Origin of the sequence: Proteiniborus sp., assembly GCF_040308045.1 — a bacterium.
Lineage (GTDB): Bacteria > Bacillota > Clostridia > Tissierellales > Proteiniboraceae > Proteiniborus.
Genome location: NZ_JAWRHZ010000061.1, coordinates 164,650 through 186,875, shown reverse-complemented (window position 1 = coordinate 186,875; position 22,226 = coordinate 164,650). Strand labels below are relative to the sequence as shown.

Sequence of the window (22,226 nt, the reverse complement as noted above, 5' to 3'; positions counted from 1 at the left end):
TGTAGAAATATTTAAACAACTATGCTACAATATTTAGGGGGTCTAAATATTGCTTGATGGAAGGTGTGGGAGAAGAAACAGAATGAAAAGGCAAATGAAAGGTAAAGTGATTAATGATTTTTTTAAAAAATATTGGCTGCACTATGTAGCTGGAGTAGTTTTCTTAGTGCTAACTACTTATGTGCAGACTATTGCACCAAAGCTGCTAGGTATAATTATTGATATACTAAGCATGGAAGATATCAATAAAGAAAAAATACTCTTTTCTTTAGGAATGATGATTATTGCTTCTATAGGTGCATTTATCACAAGGTACATATGGAGATATCTAATTATAGGAAATTCCAGAAATCTTGAGTGTTATTTGAGAGAACGATTATTTCAGCACTTTCAAACCCTTCCAGTACAATTCTATCATCGGAGAAAAACAGGAGACTTGATGGCTTATGCTATTAACGACATCTCTGCAGTTAGAATGTCCTTTGGTCCAGGCTTGGCTCATATTGTAAATGGCATTGGAATGTGTACCGTATCCATATTAGCTATGGCACGATCTGTGAATTTTAAATTGACTCTATTATCCCTCTTACCTATTCCTATAATTATTTTGCTTATGATTAAGATTGGGGACTTGGTACGTCAAAGATTTAAGATTGTTCAAGAAAATTTTGCTGCTATATCAGATAGGGTACAAGAGAATATTTCAGGAATTAGGGTAATTAAATCCTATGTTCAAGAGAAGGAAGAAGTTCATAGATTCGATGATTTGAATGAGACGATGAGGGAATCAAATATTAAGATGGTGAGGGTTTCTTCTTTACTTTCTCCTATGATTGAGCTGTGCTTTGGAATAAGCTTTATGATTAGTCTTATTTATGGCAGCAGTATGGTAAAGAATAGTGTAATCACATTAGGAGATTTTGTAGCTTTTAACGGTTATCTTACTATGATTATAAAACCTGTAGCTTCAATTGGTAGAGTTATTAATATCATTCAAAAAGGAATTGCTTCCTTCAGAAGACTAAACGAGATTTTCCAGGTCCAATCAGATATAACAGATGATTCAGGAGATGTAGCTTTAACAGAGATAAAAGGAGATATAGAGATAAATGATTTAACATTCAGTTATCCAGATACAGAAGAGGCTGCTATAAAGAATATTAGTATAAAGATTAATAAAGGAAAAACATTAGGTATCATAGGAAGGACTGGCAGTGGAAAAACTACTTTGGTGAATCTCCTACTAAGGCTTTACAATGTAGAGAAAGGAAAGATAATCATTGATGGAAGGGATATTAACGACTATCCATTAAAGGTTTTGAGAGAAAATATAGGATATGTTCCACAGGATAATTTTTTGTTTTCAGCTACAGTAAAAGAAAATATTCATTTTTTTAAAGATATATATTCAGATGAAGAAATTGAAGAGTCAGCTAAGCTTAGCTGTATTTATGATAATATTATAGATTTTACTCATGGCTTTGATACTATGGTTGGAGAGAGAGGAACAAATTTATCAGGTGGACAAAAACAAAGAATCTCAATATCTAGAGCTGTTATCAAAAATCCTGCTATTCTTATTTTAGATGATGCGCTATCTGCTGTTGATACAAAGACAGAAGAAAAGATTATGGGCCATTTTAAACACATTTTAACTGGAAAGACGGGTATAATCATTGCCCATCGTATTTCTGCCATAAAGCATGTTGACGAAATTATTGTGATGGATCATGGAGAAATTCTGGAAAGGGGTAGCCATGAAGAACTTCTACAGAGGAAAGGAGTATATTTTGATATATACGAAGAGCAGTTTAAAGAAGAAATGAGAAGGAAGGTAAGCCATGAAGCGTCATAGTGTTTTGAGACTGCTAAAATTAATGATACCACACAGGAAAGCTGTAATACTGGCTGCGTTAAGTGTTCTGCTAGTAAACTGTGCTGAGCTTATGAAGCCCATTATTTTAAAGATAGTCATTGATGATTTTCTTATTCTTAATAAAACTGAAACAGGACTATATTCCATTACATATATGGGAATTTTGTATATGGTGATTATAGTTTTAGGTTCTCTTTTTACATTTGTTCAAATTAATCTTATGAATCATGTTGGCCAGCAGATTATTAGCGGATTAAGAAGAAAAGTTTTTAATCATATACAGCATTTGCCTTTATCATATCTAGATAAATACTCAACAGGAAGACTCATAACTAGAGCTACCAATGATGTTGAGGCATTAAATGAAATGTTTACAGATGTATTGATTAATCTTTTTAGAGATGTTTTTTTATTAATAGGAATCGTATTTGCAATGTTTAGTATGCATGTCAGTTTGGCTCTAATCAGTCTTGTTGCTTTACCATTGATTTTTTTAATAACATGTTATTTTAAAAATAGAATAAAAGAAAACTTTCAGTTGATGAAGAGTCTGATTGGTCGGATTAATGGATTTTTTGCAGAAAACCTATCAGGAATGAAGCTGGTACAGATTTTTAATCGTGAATTGGAAAAACAAAAGGAATTTAAGGAGTTAAATGCTCAATATCATGAATCAACCTTATTTCAAATCAAGATGAATAGCTTATTAAGACCTATAATAGAGATTCTGCAAACCATGACCATAGCTGTATTGGTGTGGTATGGTATGGGAAAAGTAATGAATCAGACTTTGGAGCTAGGGGTTTTATATGCCTTCACTAACTACATTAAACAGTTTTTTGCTCCAATCAATGACCTAGCAGAGAATTATAATACTGTTCAATCTGCTGTTGTATCAGCTGACCGTATATTTGAGCTGCTAGATCAAGAGAATATTTTAGAGGAACTAGATACAGGTTTGTCTGTAGATCAGCTTAAGGGAGAAATTGAATTCAGAAATGTATGGTTTGCTTATAGAGAAGAGGAATGGATATTAAAAAATGTCAGCTTTAAAATAGCACCAGGAGAAACGGCAGCTTTTGTAGGAGCGACTGGAGCTGGGAAAACTACAATTATCAACCTAATATCTAGGCTTTACGAAATACAAAAAGGCCAGATATTAATCGATGGGGTAAATATCAAGGATTATAAGCTTAGGGACCTGAGAAGCAATGTGGCAGTAGTTTTACAGGATGTTTTTCTTTTTTCAGGAGACATTAAAAGCAATATTCGTCTTAACTCTAACATTTCTGATAAGGAAATTGAGCAGGCATTACAATTATCCTGTTCAGAGGATTTTATAGAAGAGCTGCCTATGGGAATCAATGAGCCTGTAAGAGAGAGAGGCAGCACTTTTTCAGCAGGACAGCGACAGCTGTTATCCTTTGCACGTGCCATAGCTCACAATCCTTCAATACTCGTATTAGATGAAGCTACTGCAAATATTGACACAAAGACAGAGCTTTTAATTCAACAATCTATTGAGAATGCTTCTAATGATCGTACAACATTGATAATAGCCCACAGACTATCTACAATACGTAATGCAGATAAAATAATAATGTTAAGTAAAGGGAAAATACTTGAAATAGGGAATCATGATGAACTCATGAAGAGAGGAAGATACTACAAAGAGCTTTACGAGGCACAGTATGCTTAGTGATACAGTAGGGGTAATCCCATTGTATCTTACAAAAAGCATAGTATAAGAAAATATGTTTAATTGTAGCTTTTTACGCTATCTCATTTAGATAAATGAGATAGCGTTTTTATGTTATTCAAACAAAGAAGAATTTACGTAGAATTTACTTACTTATCATGTTGATTTAACAATTGAATAGTAAATTATAAATGTAAAGAAATACATAGTACACAAAAAATAATATTAGGAGTTTGCATATTATGAAGAAAGCAAAGCTGCTTAGTTAGATATTAGCAGTAATGATGGGGAACAACAACCAGAAAAGCTTACAGGTACAGTAAATGTAATTGGTTTCACTTCTGTACAACCATTATCGCAAAGTTTAGCGGATGCATTTGCAAGTGTAGAAACAGGAATTAAAGTCAGAGAAATTGTTGTAGCAAGCCGTGAAGAAGGTTCTGATAAAAGATAAATAGCTATAAAAAGAAGTTTTAATAATGGCATAAATGATTATAAAAATAAAAAAGATGAGGTGGTATTAATTGAAGTTGAATTTGTGTATTGACATTGATGGAACAATAACGGAGCCTTTTTATTGGCTTGAAAAGGCCAATGAATATTTTGGTACAGATATAAAGCCCTTCGAGGTCACATCATATGAAATTGATCAAGTATTGAAAATACCTAGAGAAGATTACTTGAATTTTTACAAAATACATGGAGAAGAAATGCATTCTAATGCAGAGATAAGAGAAGGAGCAGGGCAAATTCTTCAAAAATTAGGAAAGCAGCATGAGATTTTTTATGTTTCTGCTAGAGAACATTCTCTGGAAAAGACAACTAAAGAGTGGTTCTATAGACATAACCTTCCTAAGGGTAAATTATATTTATTAGGAACTCATTATAAAGTTGATAAGGCTAGAGAGCTGAATTGTGATATCTTTATTGAAGACAGATATGAAAATGCTATTCAACTAGCAGATAAAGGGTTTGAAGTATTACTGATAGATTGTTTTTATAATCAAGGACTACTGACTGAAGGGGTCACAAGGATTTTTAACTGGAGAGACATTTATGATTTCATAGAAGAATACAGTCATGGTATAGACAATGCGATTAAAACTATAGAAAGATTAACCATAGAAGGATTTACTAAGACAGCCTAGTAAATCTTTATCTTTATTCAAAATAGTGAGATAACAACGAGCAAATAAACTAGTAATGAAAAACGGCACAAAATATTTGGAGATAATTCTAAAGGGGAAGAAAACCATATGAAACTTTTAAAGCCAGCATTTTTAAATAAATTTTCATTCAATAAAGGTTTTTTAAACAAAGTGGTGCTAATATTTAAGCGTAAAATACTAGCTAAAATACTACTTATATTTTTGTCCATTCACCTAATTTCATTCATTACTATAGCTGTATATCAGTCCATGCAAAGTAAAAAGCTTATAGAGCAGTTTTCACAGCAGATGGAATTCTTGTTAGTTACTCAAATCGAAAAATCAGGGGAATTATTGTTTGAAATTACTGAAAAGAGTCTATTAAGTCTTTCAAGAGAAAAAAGTGTAACAGATATTTTAGTAGATGAGAAATATGAGGAGCAGCTCATTAAAGATTTTAGAAGCTATGTGGAAATCAATGGCTCTATTAAGGCTTTGCTTATGAGAACTTATAATGATGAATTCTATCGCTATCCAGTCAATTCAGTTAAAGCAAAAGCTTATAAGCCTACTGAAGAAATATGGTATAGGGAAGCAATGGAAAATAGGGGGAGGGTCATATATACATCTCCATTTTATGACGAAGTTACAGGAGAAACAGTAATTGCTATTGCAAAGACAGTAAATAAAGACGGCAATGTCATAGGTGTAGTTGGTGCAATGCTGTCTATTGATTTGTTTCAGCATATTTTACAGGATATACAAGTTGGTGAATCTGGATATGCCCTTGCAGTTGATAAAAATGGTATTATAATCGCACATAGGAATAGTGAAATGGTAGGACAAAGTGTTATTGACAGCACATTTTATAAAGCTATGCATCAGAATAAGCATGGATTTTTTTACTATGATAACGAAGGCAGTCAACAATTTATGAAATTTGCAACTAATGAACGGACTGGCTGGAAGTTCGCAGTTACTATGGGATATTATGAAATACAGCGGCAAATTTGGACAAGTATAGGAAAGAATATAATCATTTTGATAATTGCACTTGTAATTGGTGGAGTACTGAGTATTTGGGTTGTAAGAAGTATTATAAGCCCTATTTCTCAGCTAGCAAAGAGCATGAAGGATGTAGAAAAAGGCAATTTATCTGTTAGCTTAGATGTTAGCCTGCAAGATGAAACAGGACAATTGATTAGAGGCTTTAATCAAATGATAATTAAAATCAAGACCTTAGTTGAGGAAATATCAAAGGCTTGCAGAATGATTCTTAATAGTTCTACTGAGTTTGGTCATATCTGTGAAAAAAATTTATCTAAAGCGCAGCAAATAAATATGTCTATCCAAAGCATTTCTGAGGGTGCTGAGAATCAAGCACAGCAAGCAGAAAGCATCTTCAATATGATGGAAGAGTTCAGCACGTGTATTAAAAGCGTTATAGACAATATATGTAGAATCAATGACGAGACTTCTAATAGTGCCCAAATAAGTGAAGAGGGAATAAGAATTGTTGAAGAATTACATGAAGCATCTAAAATGAATGCTGAGCATGTTGAAGAAGTAATGGAAGAAATACATGGACTTCATGAAAAATCGCATGCAGTTATGACAATTATTGATTATATTGAAAAAATAGCTAAGCAGACCAACTTAATATCACTAAATGCATCAATTGAAGCTGCAAGATCAGGAGAGCATGGCAGAGGCTTTACTGTTGTAGCAAATGAAGTACATAATTTAGCAGAAGAGACTCAAAAATTAGCAAAAAATATACATAATGTTCTAAATGAAATGCTTATTCAAGTAGATAAAACTACGAAATTGATTAAGGTAACTAAAGAAACTTCTTATAGTGAATATGATTCTATGCTTAAAACTAAGAATATATTTACACGAATAGATACTGCCACAAGTAAGATTTATCATGAGATGGAAACCTTAAACCAATCTGTTATTCTGATGAGAGAACAGAATGAAGGTATTTTATCTGCAGTAAAGGATATAGCAGTTGTCACCGAAGAATCTGCAATTTCTAGTAAGCAGATATATCAAAGCGTAGATGAGCAAACTAATAATACTGAGAGATTATTTCAAGAAAGCAGTCAGCTCATTGAGACAGCAAAATTACTGCAAGAAAAAATACATAAATCACCTCCTTTAGCTTGGACAATAGGCAAAAACTAATTTATGTTAATAGAATAATAGCAGTAACCTAAACCATAGTAGCAATGACAATAAGGTATATGAAGAATATAATATTTTAACTCTAGCAATTTTGCTAGAGCTACTATCAACAATCTCTCTGCATAGAATAAAATGATAGGTTACAAGCAGACAGAGAACTTGTTCACAAATGAAATTCTCCAATACCTTCTCCTATATTACGAATAATTTAAGTATATTAAGGCTGTGGCTCTTAAGAGCTTTTCATTATTGAAATTAATTTTAAAAAATTATATTTGTCCTATGACCATTTGAACTAAAAAAGAAACTATAACTACTAATGCAGAGATAATAAATCCATGCACCATTGGTGCAAAGCCTGACTTTGCAAGTTTGCTAAAATTAGTTCTTAAACCTATGGCTCCAAGTGACATAACCATTAAGAATTTACTTATTTTAGAAATAGATTGGCTTAACATTTCTGGAATTAATCCTGTACTCTTAATAGCCACCATACCGAGGAACATTAGAATAAACCAAGGAAATATTTTTTTTATATCTACTTTTTTCCTTAAGTGAATAACGGCTTCTCCTTTTTCTTTTAAAGAATTTTCCTCGTTTTTTCTTATAAGTCTTTCGTTAATATAAGAGAATATAAGTACAACAGGTACAATAGATAGAGTACGTGTAAGCTTAACAATAACAGAAAATTTTCCTGCTATATCAGAAAAGGCATATCCAGCTGCAACAACTGAAGAAGTATCATTTACTGCTGTTCCAGTCCAGAGACCGTAGCCTAAGTCTGTCATATTAAAATAACGGCCCATTATAGGGAAAAGCACTACCATAATAACATCAAATATAAATGTAGCAGAAATTGCATAGGCTATATCACTTTCCTCTGCATCAATAACTGGAGCAATAGCAGCAACTGCAGAGCCACCACATATACCTGTTCCTGCAGAAATAAGACTTGATAGTTTCCAGTTCATTCCGAAAAGCTTTCCAACTAAATACCCACCACCAAAAGCTGTTATAAGAGTAAACACCATAACAATCAAAGAAAACTTTCCTACTTCTACGACTTGTCCAAAACTAAGACTTATACCCATAAGGATAATAGCAAGACGCAATATTTTTTTTGAAGTAAATCCGAAACCTTTTTCAAATATCTGGTACTTAGAAACAAAAGGATTTAATGACATACCAATTAATAGTGCAAAAACTCCTGCGCCTATAAGATTATAGGGAATAAGTTTACTTATAAAAACTGAAACATATGCCAGTAAGGCAGAAAATAATATTCCCAATGCGTATTTATTGAAAAAAACCACAAGACCAACTCCTTATTTTAAAGTCAATATTGATTTTAACATCCATTAACTATAAAATCTAATTATAAATACTTATGAATTCATAAATTATGATTATAGAGGTGTGAACGAAGTGCTAGATATTAGAATGGAATCTTTTTTAGCTGTGTGCAGAAATAAAAGTTACACAAAGGCGTCTGAGGAGCTTTGCTTAACTCAGCCTGCCATAACCCAGCATATTCAATCATTGGAAAGACATTATGGAAGCAGATTTTTTGAATACTCTAACAGGCAATTGAGATTTACAAAAGCAGGGGAACTTTTCTATAAATATGTATTAAATGCAAAGGCTAATGAACAGATAATACTGCAGAAGCTTTCAGAAATAAATAATGCAAAAAAGACACTAAAATTTGCTGCAACTTTGACTATTGGAGAATTTACTTTACCACCCATATTAAGCGATTTTATGAATACTTTTGAAGAGTACAACATTACTATGTATGTAGATAACACAAGGACAGTGCTTCGAATGTTACAAGATGGTGAAATTTATTTTGCATTAGTTGAGGGGCTATTTAAAAAATCTGACTATGATACTAAACTATATAAAATTGCTCCCTTTATATTAACAGCACCTGTTGGTCATCCATTGACCAGTAAAGAAGTTGTTTTATTAGATGACCTTAAAGATGAAACTATTATCATTCGTGAATCTGGCTCTGGTTCTCGTGAAGTGCTGGAAAGGGGACTTTATGATAAAAATCATTCTCTAGGAGATTTCAAGAACATTATTGAAATAGGAAATGTTAATGTAATAAAAGAAATGGTTAAAAGTGGAATTGGTTTGAGCTTTATGTATGAAGATGCAGTTCGTGAAGAAATCAGAAGAAAAGAATTAACAGAGATTAAAATAGCTGATTTTATTATTGAAAGAGAATTTAACTTTATTTATTTGAAGAATGATATAATGCAGTCAGATTATGATATGTTTTTTTCTTTTTTCAAAGACAGAGTAAAGCATAGAAGATAATAGAAGGCAATAGATAGAAAAAGTATATTTACGTTGACATAAATATTTAATAATGATATATTAGTCCCATAATAATTGAATAAATCTTCAGGGCAGGGTGCGATTCCCTACCGGCGGTAAAGCCCGCGAGCCGTAAGGCAGATTCGGTGAGACTCCGAGGCCGACAGTAAAGTCTGGATGAAAGAAGATTAGAAAAGCAGTCTATGGTTATCAGTCATATTTTGAAATTGATACAAGACTGTACATATAGTTGCTTTATAAGCCCTGAATAGTATTCAGGGCTTTTTTATATCCCATAGGTGCGTTCTAATTTTACTTAAAATAAGCTTTCTATAAAATGGGTTTTAAAATAGCAAGAGTTTTTGTTTATTGGTAACAATATACTCAGAGGTGTTGATAATATGGATACAAAGTATATGGAAAGAGCTTTGGAACTAGCTAAAAAAGGTACTGGATATACAAACCCTAATCCTCTTGTTGGAGCTGTTATAGTGAAAGGCGGAAAAATTATAGGAGAGGGATATCATGAAGTTTATGGAAGCTGTCATGCAGAGATAAATGCATTCAAAAATGCTACTGAGGATGTAAAAGGTGCAACTATGTATGTTACTCTTGAGCCATGTTCACACTATGGTAAGACTCCACCTTGTGCTAATGCTATTGTGGAAAAAGGCCTGAAAAAGGTTGTTATAGCTCTTGGAGATCCAAATCCTGAAGTAGCAGGAAAAGGTATAAAAATTTTAAGAGATAGTGGAATAGAGGTTGTTACTGGAGTTTTGGAAGAAAAAAGCAGAAAGCTTAATGAAATATTTTTTAAGTATATAACTACAAAGCTTCCATTTTGCATACTAAAGACAGCCATGACTTTAGACGGGAAAATAGCCACAAGTACGGGAGATTCAAAATGGATAACAAATGAAGAATCAAGAAAGTATGTTCACTGGTTAAGGCATCGAGTTTCAGCAATAATGGTTGGAATAGGTACTGTGCTTCAGGATAATCCATACCTGAACACTCGATTAGATGATGGCAAGGGCAATGATCCCATAAGAATCATTGTGGATAGTAATGCTAAAATACCACTTGAGTCAAATGTATTAAATATAAAATCGAATGCAAAAACAATTATTGCTACAACTGAACTAGCACCAAAGGAAAAAATTAAAGAGATTGAAAGAAAAGGCGCTGAGGTGATTATAGCCCCCTTAAGTAATAATCAGGTGGATTTAAATTTCCTTATGAAAGCCTTAGGAGAAAGAAAAATAGACAGCGTTTTACTAGAAGGCGGAAGTGAATTGAACTGCTCAGCTATAGAATCAGGTATTGTTGATAAAGTAAATGCTTTTATAGCCCCTAAACTTATCGGAGGAAGAAAAGCTAAGACTCCAATTGGAGGAGAGGGAAGGAATTTAATGAAGGATGCTTTAAGGCTAAGTGATATTGAGATTCATAAATTTGGCGATGACATAATGATTGAAGGTTATTTACGGGGAGAGTGATAAGCAATATGTTTACTGGAATAGTAGAAGAAATAGGTAAGGTTCAGTCCATAGTCAAATCAACGAAGTCTGCAAAAATTATTATTAAGGCAAATAGAGTTCTAGAAGAAACCAAGCTAGGAGACAGCATAAGCACAAATGGTGTCTGCCTCACAGTTACGGAAATTACACATAATAGCTTTACAGTAGATGTTATGGCAGAAACTATGAGAAGAAGTAACCTGCATATCTTATCTCCAGAAGATGAAATTAATCTTGAAAGAGCTCTAAGAGTTGGCAATAGATTAGGAGGTCATCTAGTTAGCGGGCACATAGATGGTATGGGAACCATATCAAATTATGAAAATGAAGATAATGCAGTATGGGTAACAATATCTACTTCCCCAGAGATATTAAGATATATAGTTCAAAAGGGTTCAATCACAATAGATGGAATAAGTCTAACCGTCGCCTATGTAGATGAAAGTGTATTTAAGGTTTCCATAATCCCACATACTAAGGAAGTTACAACACTGCTCAGAAAAAAGGTAGGAGCCATTGTTAATTTAGAGTGTGATATGGTAGGCAAATATATTGAAAAGCTACTTTTATCTAAAGAACAAGCATCTGTTAAACAAGGAATAGATATGAATTTTCTAAGTGAGCATGGGTTTGCATAAAAGCAAAAGGAGGATGAAAAATGTATAAATTTAATACCATAGAAGAAGCTTTGGAAGATATTAAAAACGGAAAAATAATAGTAGTTGTAGATGATGAAGATAGAGAAAACGAAGGTGATTTGTTAATGGCAGCTGAAAAAGTTAGTCCTGAATCAATCAACTTCATGGCTAAGTATGGAAGAGGACTAATCTGTATGCCAATTATAGAAGAAAGGCTTAGAGAGCTTAATATTGGTCAAATGGTAGAAAAAAATACAGATTCTTATGAAACAGCCTTTACCGTATCTATTGACGCTGCAGAAACTACAACAGGAATATCTGCACACGAAAGAGCTTTAACCATTAAGAAATTTCTTGATTCTAAAGCAACAGAAAAAGACTTTAAAAAACCAGGACATATTTTCCCATTACAGGCTAAGAAAGGCGGGGTTTTAAAGAGGGCAGGGCATACAGAGGCTGCAGTTGATTTAGCATCCTTATCAGGCTTGTATCCAGCAGGAGTTATATGCGAGATTATGAATGAAGATGGGACAATGGCAAGAGTACCTCAGCTAATGGAATATTGTAAGGAACATGATTTAAAAATAATTAAAATTGCTGATTTAATAGCCTTTCGACGAAAAAGGGAAGTATATATAAAAAGAGCAGCAGAAGCAAATATGCCAACAAGGTATGGTGAATTTAAAATCATTGGCTATGAAAATACATTAAATGGTGAACATCATGTTGCTTTAGTCAAAGGTGATGTTGCAGATGGTGAGTCAGTTTTAGTCAGAGTCCACTCAGAATGTCTTACTGGTGATGCTTTTGGATCTTTAAGATGTGATTGTGGCGAACAGTTTGCGTCAGCTATGAGGAAAATCGAAAAAGAAGGAAGAGGAATTTTACTTTATATGCGTCAAGAAGGGAGAGGAATTGGCCTTATTAACAAAATAAGAGCTTATTCACTTCAGGATAAAGGAATGGATACAGTAGAGGCAAACCTTGCTCTTGGCTTTCCAGAGGATATGAGAGATTATGGAATTGGAGCTCAGATATTAGCTGATTTAGGAGCAAAGAAAATAAAGCTTATGACTAATAATCCTAGAAAAATTAAGGGACTATCAGGTTATGGCATAGAAATTGTAGATAGAGTACCTATACAGATGAAGTGCAATGAAAGAAATGAGTATTATTTAAAAACAAAGAAAACAAAGCTTGGACATATGTTAAATTTTAGGGAGGAAAAATAATATGAGAACATTCGAAGGAAATTTTATTGCACAAGGATTAAAGTTTGGCATTGTTGTTGGGAGATTTAATGAGTTTATAGGCGGAAAGCTTTTATCTGGAGCTATTGATGCTTTAAAGAGACATGGTGCAGAAGAGGATAATATTGAAATTACCTGGGTGCCTGGAGCATTTGAAATACCCCTTGTTGCTAAGAAAATGGCTAAAACTCAAAAATATGATGGGGTAATATGCCTTGGCGCCGTTATAAGAGGTTCTACACCACACTTTGACTATGTATCAAGTGAGGTATCAAAAGGTATTGCTAATGTATCATTAGAAACTGAAGTCCCTGTAATATTCGGGGTTCTGACAACAGATACTATTGAGCAAGCAATAGAGAGAGCAGGCACAAAAGCTGGAAATAAGGGATATGATGCAGCAGTTACTGCTATAGAGATGGCAAATCTTATTAAGCAGTTTTAGTTTGGGCAGGTTTTGATGCTTTAAATTACTTTGTATTTATTGTAAAAAGAAAACTACTCCTCTTATATTGAATAATTATAATATATATGATAATATTGTTTTGAAATTAAATATAAGATTAAGTACTAGGGGGGCTGGAGAGACCAGCTGAGATTAAGACTCGATAAAGTCTTTGACCCTTAACCTGATCTGGATAATGCCAGCGTAGGGAAGTTGTATTTACTTGTGTTATGTATTAAGCATAAGTCCTTATTTTGGGATTTATGCTTTTTTGTTTTGTCCCAAATATCTTCTAGTACGTAGATTTTTGAAAGGAGGGATGTTCATGTCAACGAAAAAGCTTACCCTATGTGCTTTCCTTATAGCAATTGGAACGTTAACAGGTCATGTATTTTATATTCCTATAGGCGTTGCAAAGTGTTTTCCCATACAGCACACCATTAATATACTATCGGCTGTAATTCTAGGACCTTGGTATGCAGTTGCTAATGCATTTGTAACTTCTCTACTTAGAAACATACTTGGAACAGGCTCTTTATTAGCTTTTCCAGGTAGCATGATAGGTGCATTTTTAGCAGGAGTTCTGTATAAGAAGACTGAGAAACAGATAATGGCTTCGTTAGGCGAAGTATTAGGAACTGGACTTTTAGGCGGACTAGTTGCATATCCAGTTGCAAAGCTGATTATGGGAAAGGATGTGGCTGTTTTCTTCTTTGTATTGCCTTTCATGGTCAGTACTATTGGTGGCACAATAATAGGCAATGGATTATTAAAAGTATTACTTTCAAGTAAATTATTAAAAAACAATAAATAGGGGTGTTTATATATGAAAAATGTATTAACTATAGCTGGTTCAGATAGTAGTGGTGGAGCTGGAATACAAGCAGATTTAAAAACCTTTTCTGCACATGGGGTTTTTGGAATGAGCGTAATTACTGCCATTACAGCTCAAAACACACAAGGTGTTTTTGGAGTACAGGATATTTCTGTAGATATGATAGAAAAACAGATTGATGCAATATTTGACGATATAAAGGTTCATGCTTTAAAGATAGGTATGGTTTCGCAAATAGAAACTATAAAAGTAATATCAGGTAAATTAAAGCAATATTCTCCTGAAAATATAGTAGTAGATCCTGTTATGATATCAAAAAGTGGATATGATCTGCTTGCACCAGAGGCAAAGGAAACTCTTATAAAAGAGCTTTTACCTTTAGCTACGATAGCTACGCCAAATATTCCTGAAGCTCAGGTTATATCTGGAATGAGCATAAATAGCTTAAAGCAAATGGAAGAGGCAGCAATAAAAATACATTCACTAGGAGCAAAAAATGTTCTTATAAAGGGTGGTCATATGGAAGATGACGCAACTGATGTGTTATATAATGGCGACAAATTTATATATTTCAAATCAGAAAGAATAAACACAAAAAATACCCATGGTACCGGATGCACTTTATCATCGGCAATAGCATCTAATCTTGCTAAGGATTTTACAATTGAAGAATCAGTTGCTAATGCAAAGGATTATATAACTACTGCAATAAAACATTCATTATCCTTAGGAAAAGGCGTTGGACCTACAAATCATTTTTATACATTATATAAAAAGGCTGGTGTAATAAGTGAGTAATTCAGAAAACAATAAATTTTCTCTAATAAGTTTTTTTATGCTTTGGTTTGGTGCATCAATATCTATAGCTGAGATTCTAACTGGAGGATTATTAGCGCCAATTGGATTTAAAAATGGATTAATTGCAATTCTAGCTGGACATCTGATTGGTACGATTATTCTGATGTTAGGCGGAATAATAGGTGCAGAAGAAAAGCTTCCATCTATAATGTCTACTAGAATATCATTTGGATTATATGGTTCATACCTATTTTCTATTCTAAATGTATTGCAGCTTATAGGATGGACTGCAGTAATGATAATATCAGGAGCAAGATCAGTAAACCAGATAACTAAAATACTATGGTCATTTGACAATATGACTGTTTGGAGTCTAGTAATAGGTGGGCTTATATGCTTATGGATAGTAATAGGTAGTAAGGGCTGGAAAAAACTTAATTTTATTGCTGTATCTCTTCTATTTGTATTAACTATAGTATTAAGTACTACGATTTTTAAAAACAACGAATTATTTACTAAAATTCCTGCTGGAGATATGACATTTGGAACTGCAATGGAGCTAAGTGTAATCATGCCTCTTTCCTGGCTACCACTAATTGCCGACTATACAAGACATGCAAAGAAAAAGAAAGATGGGATAATAGGAAGCTTTGCAGGATATTTCATAGGCAGCTACTGGATGTATGCTATAGGTCTTGGAGCTGCAATAGTAGCTGAAAATCCAGATCCAGGTGCTATGATGCTCGCTGCCAATTTAGGAATAGTTGCTCTAGGAATAGTAGTATTGTCTACTGTAACAACAACATTTTTAGATGCTTATTCTGCAGGAGTTACATTTTTAAATATTTTACCGAAGCTTGATGAGAGGAAGATAGCAACTATAATGGGGATTATAGGAACCTTAATTGCAATAGTATTTCCAATTGAGCAATATGAAAACTTTCTATATGCAATAGGCTCCGTATTTGCTCCACTATTTTCTATTCTCCTAACGGATTATTTTATTATAAAGAAGAACAGAAAGCTACAGGAAAATCTTCTTGTCAATTGGGGAGCAACTATTGTATGGATAATTGGAATTATACTATATTATCAATTTATAAAATTTGACTTCATAATGGGAGCCACAGTTCCTGTTATGGTAATAACATCAATAATATACTGTTTAAGCTGGAGGGTGATGCTGGGATGGAAATATTACAAGAAGTCGCAAGACTGCTGCCAAAAATAAGAGGGGTAGAACCGCTAATTCATCACATTACTAATTTTGTCACTATAAATGACTGTGCAAATATAACACTTGCCATAGGTGGCTCGCCTATTATGGCATATGATGAAACAGAGGTAGAGGAGGTTGTATCAATGTCATCCTCTTTGGTATTGAATATAGGTACATTGAGTCTTGATATGGTAAGAACCATGATATTAGCAGGGAAAAAGGCAAATGAACTGAATATACCCGTTATTCTCGATCCTGTAGGGGTTGGAGCAACCAGATTAAGGAGCAAGGCTATAGAAGATATATTATCTAATGTAAAAATTACCGTAATCAAAGGTAATATGTCTGAAATTAAAATTGTTTCTGGATTAGAGGTGGAAATAAGAGGAGTAGACTCTATAGCAGATAATAAAGAAAGTGGAAAAACCGCAAAAGAGTTAGCCTCAAAATTAGGCTGTATAGTTGCTATAACAGGAAAACAGGATGTTTTATCAGATGGAAACAAGGTTTTCTATGTGAACAATGGACATGAAATGTTATCAAAAGTGACTGGAACTGGCTGTATGACATCTTCTTTAATAGCTTCTTATTGTGGTGTTACTAGTGACTATCTGACAGCTGCTTTAGGAGGAGTAGTATCTATGGGCATTGCAGGTGAAATAGCCTTTAATTCATTGAAGGACAATGAAGGGCTAGGAAGCTTTAAAGTAAATTTATTTGATAATATTTATAACTTAAATCCAGATATCATAATGAAAGCAGGTGAGATTAGTGTACAATAAATCAAAGGTTAATTATGCCTTATATCTAGTTACTGATAGGGATGTACTAGGTAATAAAGATTTATGTGAGAGCATAGAACAAGCTATCCTAGGTGGCGTAAGTCTAGTTCAGCTAAGGGAGAAAAATGCTAAAACGAAAGAATTTTATAGCATTGCTTTAAAGGTAAAGGAAGTAACAGACAAATACAGTATTCCACTTATAATCAATGATAGACTAGATATAGCCTTGGCTATAGATGCAGATGGTCTTCATATAGGGGCAGATGACATTCCGGTAAAGATTGCTAGAAATCTACTGGGGCCTGATAAAATATTAGGTGTATCTGCATCAAATATTGATGAAGCCATTGAAGCACAAAGCCAGGATGCTGATTATCTTGGAGTAGGAGCAATGTATCCTACAAAAACAAAAAAAGATACTGAAAGTGTAAGCCTTAAAGAGCTACAGCTAATTAAGTCCTCTGTTCAAATACCAGTAGTAGGTATAGGTGGAATCAATGAATTAAATGCTAAAGAAGTAATGAGTACAGGTGTTGATGGTATTTCTGTTATATCAGCTATATTAGGGAAAGATAATGTCTATGCTGCTGCTAAAAAACTTCACAATATAGTAGAGCAAGGGTAGTCCAAGTGGTTAAGTTACTGTTTCTATGCAATTGTATCAGCAATAGGTTAAATTTATAGATACAGAATTAGTCAAAGCATATTTTATGAACAAAGAAAGCTTTGAAAAATATATTAATGAACAAAATGTTGATGAATACTTGGACTACTTACCCATAAAAAATATTCTGATGAAGAATTAAGAAATATTTTACAAGAAAAAATTAAAGCTAATAAAATAAAAGAAATGCAGATAGAAGAAAGAAATAAAATTATAAGAGCCCTGTATCTTTTCCTTGATATTAAATCAAGCTATGATACTAAACTGTTTTTATTTCTCCTGCTGCAATTAATGCTTTTTTAGTAATTAAAGGACCTAAAAGCTCATATATTACAGTTGCCGCAAGAACGATGGTTCTGATTTCTGCTCCATATGGACTAGGTAAAACATTTTGAGCAACCATAGATAATCCAATTGCAACTCCAGCTTGAGGTATCAGAGTATAACCTAAATACTTTCTTATTGTTTCTGGAGCATCTGATATCCTTGCACCTAAATATGAACCGAAAACTTTTCCCAAAACTCTAAATAACACATAAGCTATGCCGATAATGCCAACATTTCTTAACATAGAAATATCTAACTCGACTCCAGCTATAGTAAAGAATGCAATATATATAGGAGGAGTAAACTTTTCTACTGTAGTAAATACTTTTTTGTTATTTGGAGTTATATTTGTTAAAGTGGCTCCAAACATCATACAAGATAAAAGTGATGAAAGATTAAATCGTATAGAAATAGCTGCTGTAGCAAAAACAATAGCAACAATAACTGATAAAAGCTCATTTTCTCCCCTAATTCTCTTAGAAAAAATAATGAGTAATATCCCCATTAAAAGTCCTAGAGCTAATGCACCGATAATTTCTATTATTGGAAGTAAAATTAGATTAGCTAATGAAACTGACTTTGCATTATCCATTAAAGTTGCTGCTATAGAAGTAGATACACCAAAAGCCATTATACAAACTGCATCATCCATTGCAACAACTGGTAATAGAGTATCTACTAAAGGACCCTTAGCATTATATTGTCTAACTACCATTAAAGTAGCTGCTGGAGCAGTAGCAGAACCTATAGCTCCTATTACAATACTAAAGGAAAATGGTTGTCTAAATAAGAATATCATTGCTAATGTCACAAATAACATTGCCATTAATGATTGTAAAAAAGTTATTAAGACAATTCCTTTACTCATTTTTTTCAGATTTAATAAATTTAACTCACTTCCTATACTATAAGCTATAAAAGCTAAGGCAACTTCCGAAATAATTGGAAATTGACTAACAGTTTCTTTGGGTATTATTCCCAATACAGAGGGCCCAATTATTAAACCCGCTATAAGATATCCAGTTACGTTTGGTAATTTAACCTTATCTAATAATCTTGCCATAATTATTCCTGCAAATAGTATTACGGCTAAATAAAATAGTATGTTCATTTTTAATTACTTCATCCCCTTTATTTAGTTAAACCTTCTACATGATTTACTGGCAATGTAAACATAATCCCTGTACCTTCTTCATTAATGTTACCTACTACTTTTCTTGTACATTCCATTGCAATATGTACTTTTTCATCAGGTAAAACCATGAAGATAGTTTTATTAATTGGTCTATTTTCATTTAATATAGCCTTCAATGAACCAAACAGTGGTATGTCAGAATGTTCATCTGCTAAGGCTCTAACCATACCCATACTATCTATAATAGTTCCACCTCTAATACCATTGTTACTTAACTCCAGTAATAAACTATCTAGTTTTTCAACTTTATTGAGAACTACTACTAATATTTGCAAAATAGCTCACCTCCATTTCTTATACTACTCCAATAGATTAATTTTTTCAACTTTTATTAAAATTTGGTCAAAAATAATAAAGGGAATGTAATAGTTATGTGTCTCGATTTGAAGAGGCAGGCCTAGAAATAGGAGAGAGTATAAAAATACTTACTCCTGAAGGAAAAATGTATATGTGGAAATATTAGGTATTTATGGATATTTATTATTTGATTCATTAATATTGCAGTGGAATATTAACTTTTATTAGAATTAATAAGTTCTTAAGATTTCTGTTAAGTAGATTTTAAGATTTAACTGATAATATAATCCCATGGAAAATCATACAGGGTGTGATATAATTTGAACAGATTAATATATGAGGTGATGTGTTTTGAATATACTAGTTTGTGACGACGATAGGGAAATACTAGAGGCCATAACAATTTATCTGAATAACGAAGGCTATAAAGTGTTTAAGGCATCTAATGGAATAGAAGCTTTGGAAGTAATAGAAGAAAGAGAAATTCATCTTATTATTATGGATATAATGATGCCTAAAATGGACGGACTAAGGGCTACAATGAAAATCAGGGAAGACAAGAATATTCCTGTTATAATGCTCTCTGCTAAGTCTGAGGATACTGACAAAATAATGGGATTGAACATGGGAGCAGATGATTATATAACAAAGCCCTTTAATCCTTTAGAATTAATTGCAAGAGTTAAGTCTCAACTGAGAAGATATACAACTTTAGGCAGTCTCGAAACAAAAACCAATGTATTTAAAACCGGTGGACTTGTAATCGATGATGAAAGCAAACTTGTAACTGTTGATGGGGAAGAAGTAAAACTTACGCCAGTTCAATATAAGATACTAAGACTTTTGACTTCCAATGCAGGAAAGGTATATTCCATAGATGAGATATATGAAAAGGTTTGGGAGGAAATCGCCTTTAATCCAGAAAACACAGTAACAGTTCATATAAGAAGAATTAGAGAAAAAATTGAAATAAATCCAAAAGAGCCAAAATATTTAAAGGTGGTGTGGGGGATTGGATACAAAGTGGAAAAGTTATAGCCACTCTATACTAACAAAAATAATAGTATTTCTAATAGTAATAACATGCTTTACTGGAGCCATATCAGTATTTTTAAATACAGTTAATAGCAATAATTTAGATATAGTTTTTGAAGATAGCTTTTATCATAGTGCAGGATTTGGAGCAGATATACATGATATTACAGAGATACTAACAATGCTTATAGGAACATATAAAGATGAAGAATCTAAAGCAAATGAAACACAATCTAAAGAAGTAGCTATTGATGATGGAAACTTGAAGTTAGAGGAAGAAGAAGGTTTAAAGGAATATAACTCAATTTTACAAAGACTAGAAAAATATAAAGGACTTAAATATTATATAAGCGATGGAAAAAACATACTTACTAATAGTTCTGATACTAAGAAGAATTTCTTTAAAGCCTATCCTTCTTATATAGTAGTAGATAAATCTGAAACAAATATATATCCGAAAGAAATTGCAGAGAACCAGTACCACTATCACTGGTTTATGTCAAACATTAGTAATCTTGAACAGCAGAACACTACTATGTATGTGGCATTTACTGAGGAATTTCTAAATCCTAGAATCGAAGAATGGAATTCAGATAAAGAGCTTGTTACAAATGAGTTATATAAACTAGCGGGTTTCTTGATAGGACTTTTTATATCATTTATATATCTAATAACAATTGTTGGAAGAGAATCCTTTAAGGATAAAGAAGTGCACTTAAATTCATTTGACAGATTATATAACGATTTTAATATAGCAATATGTGCTGCACTTATACTACTATGGTTTGGTTCTATGAATATTATATTTCGTAGAGAGTTTTACCGTCTAATTATTCCAGCTACTTCTTCAATAGCTGTACTAGGATTAATATTTGTCTTGTCTTTAATTAAACACATTAAAAATAAAACGTTAATAAAACATACATTAGTCTATACAGCATTTTATAAGTTCTTTAAATTCATTAAAGATATATTTGATAGCGGAAGTGTAGGGAAGAAGATTATTTTTATAGTAACAGGATATCCAATAGTTGTGGTTCTAGCTATTATTTTCTTTTCTATGATATTAAGAGATGCAATAGTTATCATGGGAGTAACAGCAGCAATAGTAGGGGTTGCAGTATGGTTAGCGCTTAAGAAAGTAAAGGAATTCAATGCAATAAAGGAAGGTGTAAAGCTAGTAAAGGAAGGTCACCTTTATCACACAATAGATATTACAGGGAATGGAGAATTTGGAAAACTTGCTTCTGATATAAACACTATTGCAGATGGATTAAACAAAGCAGTGGATAACGAGCTAAAGAGTGAACGTTTAAAAACTGAGTTAATAACTAATGTTTCTCACGATATAAGAACTCCATTAACTTCAATTATTACTTATGTAGATTTATTAAAGAATGAAAAAGATGAAGAAAAGATAAAAGAATATGTTGAGGTACTAGAACAGAAATCTCATAGACTAAAAACTCTAACCGATGATTTATTTGAAGCGGCTAAAGCTTCTAGTGGAAGCATTTCTGTAAACTATGAGACTATAGATATAGTATCCTTACTAACTCAAGGATTAGGTGAGCTTGATGATAAAATTAAAGAGCAAAAATTAGACTTCATAATAAATCATCCCAAAGACAAAGTATTTATAGAAGCAGATGGGACTCTATTGTGGAGAGTCATAGAAAATCTAATGACTAATATATTTAAATATGCACTAGAGGGGTCAAGGGTATATATAGATATTGAAGAAACAGAGAAAGAAGTAAGTATAATAATGAAAAACATTTCAGCTTATGAGTTGAATATTTCAGCCGATGAATTAATGGAGCGTTTTAAAAGAGGAGATGAATCTAGAAATAGTCCAGGAAGTGGTTTAGGATTATCTATTGCCAAAAGCTTAGTAGAAATTCAAAAAGGAAGCTTTGATATTGAAATTGATGGAGATTTATTTAAGTCAATAATTAAGTTTTATAAAAAAGCTTAGTAAGT

The 22,226-nt window shown here is 32.7% G+C and carries 19 protein-coding genes and 2 riboswitches; of the genes, 16 read left to right on the top strand and 3 right to left on the bottom strand.

Features of this window, described 5'->3' with window-relative positions; all coding sequences use genetic code 11:
• The first annotated feature begins 49 nt into the window (after nucleotides 1–49).
• The 4 genes from ABV008_RS13855 (at nucleotide 50) to ABV008_RS13840 (ending at nucleotide 6,913) form a co-directional block, all read left to right on the top strand.
• Nucleotides 50–1,855, top strand: coding sequence for an ABC transporter ATP-binding protein (locus tag ABV008_RS13855; RefSeq protein ID WP_352420428.1), 1,806 nt, complete (start codon nucleotides 50–52; stop codon nucleotides 1,853–1,855).
• Nucleotides 1,842–3,575, top strand: a complete 1,734-nt coding sequence (locus tag ABV008_RS13850) for an ABC transporter ATP-binding protein (RefSeq protein ID WP_352420427.1) — start codon at nucleotides 1,842–1,844, stop codon at nucleotides 3,573–3,575. The genes ABV008_RS13855 and ABV008_RS13850 overlap by 14 nt, the downstream gene beginning before the upstream one ends.
• Nucleotides 3,576–4,099: 524 nt before the next feature.
• Nucleotides 4,100–4,723 carry a 5' nucleotidase, NT5C type gene (locus ABV008_RS13845; RefSeq protein ID WP_352420426.1) on the top strand — a complete coding sequence of 208 codons (624 nt, stop codon included), beginning with the start codon at nucleotides 4,100–4,102 and terminating at the stop codon, nucleotides 4,721–4,723.
• Nucleotides 4,724–4,831: 108 nt separating this feature from the next.
• A complete protein-coding gene (locus ABV008_RS13840; protein WP_352420425.1) occupies nucleotides 4,832–6,913 on the top strand; it encodes a methyl-accepting chemotaxis protein in 2,082 nt (693 codons plus the stop codon).
• 269 nt (nucleotides 6,914–7,182) lie between these two features.
• Here the strand turns inward: ABV008_RS13840 and ABV008_RS13835 are convergent, their stop codons facing one another.
• The gene (locus ABV008_RS13835; RefSeq protein WP_352420424.1) at nucleotides 7,183–8,226 is read right to left on the bottom strand and encodes a YeiH family protein; all 1,044 of its coding nucleotides are present in this window, start codon (nucleotides 8,224–8,226) and stop codon (nucleotides 7,183–7,185) included.
• A 112-nt stretch (nucleotides 8,227–8,338) separates the two neighbouring features.
• On the opposite strand from ABV008_RS13835, the gene ABV008_RS13830 reads away from it, so the two are divergent.
• From ABV008_RS13830 to thiE, 10 genes are all read left to right on the top strand, one after another.
• Complete coding sequence (locus tag ABV008_RS13830) at nucleotides 8,339–9,238, top strand: LysR family transcriptional regulator (protein ID WP_352420423.1); 900 nt, start codon at nucleotides 8,339–8,341, stop codon at nucleotides 9,236–9,238.
• 79 nt (nucleotides 9,239–9,317) lie between these two features.
• Nucleotides 9,318–9,431, top strand: a riboswitch (FMN riboswitch).
• A 208-nt stretch (nucleotides 9,432–9,639) separates the two neighbouring features.
• Nucleotides 9,640–10,737, top strand: a complete 1,098-nt coding sequence (ribD, locus tag ABV008_RS13825) for a bifunctional diaminohydroxyphosphoribosylaminopyrimidine deaminase/5-amino-6-(5-phosphoribosylamino)uracil reductase RibD (protein ID WP_352420422.1) — start codon at nucleotides 9,640–9,642, stop codon at nucleotides 10,735–10,737.
• A gap of 8 nt (nucleotides 10,738–10,745) precedes the next feature.
• Nucleotides 10,746–11,396, top strand: a complete 651-nt coding sequence (locus tag ABV008_RS13820; protein ID WP_352420421.1) for a riboflavin synthase — start codon at nucleotides 10,746–10,748, stop codon at nucleotides 11,394–11,396.
• Nucleotides 11,397–11,416: 20 nt separating this feature from the next.
• A complete protein-coding gene (locus ABV008_RS13815) occupies nucleotides 11,417–12,628 on the top strand; it encodes a bifunctional 3,4-dihydroxy-2-butanone-4-phosphate synthase/GTP cyclohydrolase II (protein ID WP_352420420.1) in 1,212 nt (403 codons plus the stop codon).
• A 1-nt stretch (nucleotide 12,629) separates the two neighbouring features.
• Nucleotides 12,630–13,091: a 6,7-dimethyl-8-ribityllumazine synthase gene (gene ribH / locus ABV008_RS13810; RefSeq protein ID WP_352420419.1), complete on the top strand. Its 462-nt coding sequence runs from the start codon at nucleotides 12,630–12,632 to the stop codon at nucleotides 13,089–13,091.
• A gap of 117 nt (nucleotides 13,092–13,208) precedes the next feature.
• A riboswitch (TPP riboswitch) is annotated at nucleotides 13,209–13,319 on the top strand.
• 97 nt (nucleotides 13,320–13,416) lie between these two features.
• Entirely contained in the window at nucleotides 13,417–13,905 is a 489-nt protein-coding gene (gene thiW / locus ABV008_RS13805) for an energy coupling factor transporter S component ThiW (RefSeq protein ID WP_352420418.1), read from the top strand.
• A 12-nt stretch (nucleotides 13,906–13,917) separates the two neighbouring features.
• A complete protein-coding gene (gene thiD, locus ABV008_RS13800; RefSeq protein WP_352420417.1) occupies nucleotides 13,918–14,724 on the top strand; it encodes a bifunctional hydroxymethylpyrimidine kinase/phosphomethylpyrimidine kinase in 807 nt (268 codons plus the stop codon).
• On the top strand, nucleotides 14,717–15,955 hold the full coding sequence (gene cytX / locus ABV008_RS13795) for a putative hydroxymethylpyrimidine transporter CytX (RefSeq protein WP_352420416.1): 1,239 nt from the start codon (nucleotides 14,717–14,719) through the stop codon (nucleotides 15,953–15,955). Before thiD ends, cytX begins: the two co-directional genes overlap by 8 nt.
• Complete coding sequence (gene thiM / locus ABV008_RS13790) at nucleotides 15,913–16,725, top strand: hydroxyethylthiazole kinase (RefSeq protein ID WP_352420415.1); 813 nt, start codon at nucleotides 15,913–15,915, stop codon at nucleotides 16,723–16,725. Before cytX ends, thiM begins: the two co-directional genes overlap by 43 nt.
• Entirely contained in the window at nucleotides 16,715–17,350 is a 636-nt protein-coding gene (gene thiE, locus ABV008_RS13785) for a thiamine phosphate synthase (protein WP_352420414.1), read from the top strand. The genes thiM and thiE overlap by 11 nt, the downstream gene beginning before the upstream one ends.
• 298 nt (nucleotides 17,351–17,648) lie before the next feature.
• On the opposite strand, the gene ABV008_RS13780 is transcribed toward thiE, so the two are convergent.
• Both ABV008_RS13780 and ABV008_RS13775 read right to left on the bottom strand, forming a co-directional pair.
• Nucleotides 17,649–18,827: a cation:proton antiporter gene (locus ABV008_RS13780; RefSeq protein WP_352420413.1), complete on the bottom strand. Its 1,179-nt coding sequence runs from the start codon at nucleotides 18,825–18,827 to the stop codon at nucleotides 17,649–17,651.
• Between the two features lie 20 nt (nucleotides 18,828–18,847).
• A complete protein-coding gene (locus ABV008_RS13775; RefSeq protein WP_352420412.1) occupies nucleotides 18,848–19,186 on the bottom strand; it encodes a hypothetical protein in 339 nt (112 codons plus the stop codon).
• Nucleotides 19,187–19,559: 373 nt separating this feature from the next.
• Here ABV008_RS13775 and ABV008_RS13770 point away from each other — a divergent pair, with 373 nt between their 5' ends.
• Together ABV008_RS13770 and ABV008_RS13765 are read left to right on the top strand one after the other, a co-directional pair.
• Nucleotides 19,560–20,246, top strand: a complete 687-nt coding sequence (locus ABV008_RS13770) for a response regulator transcription factor (protein ID WP_352420411.1) — start codon at nucleotides 19,560–19,562, stop codon at nucleotides 20,244–20,246.
• Entirely contained in the window at nucleotides 20,221–22,221 is a 2,001-nt protein-coding gene (locus ABV008_RS13765; protein ID WP_352420410.1) for a sensor histidine kinase, read from the top strand. Before ABV008_RS13770 ends, ABV008_RS13765 begins: the two co-directional genes overlap by 26 nt.
• Nucleotides 22,222–22,226: the final 5 nt, after the last annotated feature.